Below are 2,200 nucleotides of genomic sequence, written 5' to 3'. Positions count from 1 at the left end.
CGTCGGGCCGTACCTCGCGCTGGGACCGATCGCCTTCACCGCCAGCGACGAGCAACGCGTTGACCTGCCGCGAACACGGTGGGACGAAGCTTCCTCCGTCTCGGCCGGGTACGGCGGGACGGGTGACCACCGGCTCAACGTGCGACTCGGCCACAGCCGCGGGGAAGCAGAGGGGGACCGGGACACCCGGTGCGCCGAGGCCACCCGGGGACCAGACGCCTTCCTCCTGTCGTGTGAGGCGACCACGTTGCCCGACGGATCGGTCGCCGTCACCGAGGTGTCGGCGGCATTCCCGGATCCCACCGACCCGACCGGCTTCTGGATCTCGCTGACGCGCGAGAACCTGGAGAAGGGCACCAGGCCACGGTGGACCCTGGACCCGTCCGTGAACACCAGCAAGCGGCTCGATCCGGCCGAGATCTTCTTCATCCGCTCCGTGGAGGTCGTCCACTCCGAGACCTTCCTGACCAGCGCGCGGGAGGTCGTCCGGGCGCCGTCGTACGACGCAGCGTTGGGGAAATTCGTCGTACCCGTGTCCGCCCTGCGGGAGGTCGCGACGGACCCAGCGCTCGTGATCCCGCTTCCTGAATGACCTGATCGGTCCTTTCTGTCGCGCTTTCACCCCGCGATTGTCGGAACCGTGTGGTGCCATTCGTAGCGGAGGTAGACGGCGGTCGTCGGGACCACCGGGAACTGAGGAGAAGTCAGATGACGAACTACCTGTTGAGCGTCCACGGCCCGACCGACCTGGATGAGTCGAACAACTACGGCTATGCCTCCAAGGAGGACATGGAACTGTCGTTCGCCGAGACGGGCGCCTTCAACGAGAAGCTCAAGGCCGACGGCTACTGGGTGTTCGCCGGTGGACTGGCGCCGGTGGAGACGGCCACGGTGGTCGACGGCCAGGGGGAGAAGCCCGTCATGACCGACGGCCCGTACCTCGAGACCAAGGAGGTCATCGCCGGCTTCTGGGTGATCGACGTTCCCGACCTCGACGTGGCCATCAAGCTCGCGGCCGAAGGCTCCAGGGCCTGCCGCGGCACCGTCGAGGTCCGTCCGTTCGACGGCCTGGCCTGAGTTCCTCATGTCAGGTACGGCGGGCGAGCGGGACGTGCTGGAGGCCAAACTGCTCTCTGCGCGCACCCGGCTCGCCCGCCTGACCGACGACTTCGAGGGCGTGGTCGCCGCGTCACGCGACACCAACGCCGACGACGAACACGACCCCGAGGGCGCCACGATCGCCTTCGAACGGTCGCAACTGAACGCACTCATCCAGCAGGCTCGATCTCAGGTCGCCGAGTCCGAGGCAGCTCTGATGCGTTGGACCACAGGGGAGTACGGCGTGTGTGAGCGCTGTGGAAAGCCCATCGGCGCCGCGCGACTCGAAGCCCGGCCCACGGCCAGCAACTGCATCGACTGCGCTCGTCACGTGTCGTAGTCGATGCCGTCCCACGGCTCGTAGTACGCAATGAAGTTCCCCGGCTCGATGTTGATCGAGAACGTGCCCTCGTACTCGGTGATCCTCCAGCCGAAGTCCACGCCGTTGACCTTCTTCAGGAAGGGTTCGACGGTGATGGGCTCCAGCTCGTAGTCGCCCAGTTCGGCCAGGCGGCGCTGGACGACGTCGTCCGCATCGCCGCTCGCTGCCTGACCGGGCGGGAGCCCTTCGGGCCTCAGGACGTCGTCAACCCGCACCTCAGCAAAGCTCCCGTCCGCGTTCCACAGGAACAAGCCGACATAGCCACTGCCTGGCTCGTCCTCCGAGCCGAAGTCGAAGAGCTCATCGCTCAGGAAGAACCGTCGCCCGTCTTCAGCTGTACCGGCGTAGGGCACGTGGTAGTCGTCAGGAACGATCGTGAACCGCTCCGGAGCAACCGCCGCGCCAGCGCTGGGTCCCGTTGCATCGTCATCCTCAACAGGCGAACCACAACCGCTCAACAGTGCGACAAGCGTTGCAACGAGGGCGACGGGACGGCGAGGCATGGCGGCATCATGTCAGCGACAAGAGTTCGGCCTTTGCTGGAGTTGACACAGGTCCCGTGACCGCCGGGTCAGTTGCGGATGATGCGTTCGCAATCGATCAGGCGGGGGCCGGTTCCTGTGCCCTTGACGTAGACCGTGTCGTAGGCGCCCCCACAGTCCACGTAGTCCGCGTAGCGACCGCGGTAGACGACGACCACGTCCTGTCCGGGTCCGCCGA

Annotated in this window: 4 protein-coding genes; 3 read left to right on the top strand and 1 reads right to left on the bottom strand. The window is 66.5% G+C overall.

Features of this window, described 5'->3' with window-relative positions; translation table 11 throughout:
- From V6M39_RS10970 to V6M39_RS10960, 3 genes are all read left to right on the top strand, one after another.
- The coding region (locus tag V6M39_RS10970; RefSeq protein ID WP_332643856.1) for a hypothetical protein at positions 1 to 592 on the top strand (592 nt) is incomplete at its 5' end.
- A 116-nt stretch (positions 593 to 708) separates the two neighbouring features.
- A complete protein-coding gene (locus V6M39_RS10965) occupies positions 709 to 1,077 on the top strand; it encodes a YciI family protein (RefSeq protein WP_182376284.1) in 369 nt (122 codons plus the stop codon).
- A 34-nt stretch (positions 1,078 to 1,111) separates the two neighbouring features.
- Positions 1,112 to 1,438: a TraR/DksA family transcriptional regulator gene (locus V6M39_RS10960; RefSeq protein WP_332643855.1), complete on the top strand. Its 327-nt coding sequence runs from the start codon at positions 1,112 to 1,114 to the stop codon at positions 1,436 to 1,438.
- Here V6M39_RS10960 and V6M39_RS10955 read toward each other — a convergent pair.
- On the bottom strand, positions 1,426 to 1,983 hold the full coding sequence (locus V6M39_RS10955) for a hypothetical protein (RefSeq protein WP_332643854.1): 558 nt from the start codon (positions 1,981 to 1,983) through the stop codon (positions 1,426 to 1,428). The genes V6M39_RS10960 and V6M39_RS10955 overlap by 13 nt on opposite strands.
- Positions 1,984 to 2,200: the final 217 nt, after the last annotated feature.

Source organism: Aeromicrobium sp. (assembly GCF_036675695.1).
In the GTDB taxonomy this organism is placed as follows: domain Bacteria; phylum Actinomycetota; class Actinomycetes; order Propionibacteriales; family Nocardioidaceae; genus Aeromicrobium.
The sequence above is the reverse complement of the archived record's forward strand: the minus strand, read 5'-3'. Positions and strand labels throughout refer to the sequence as shown.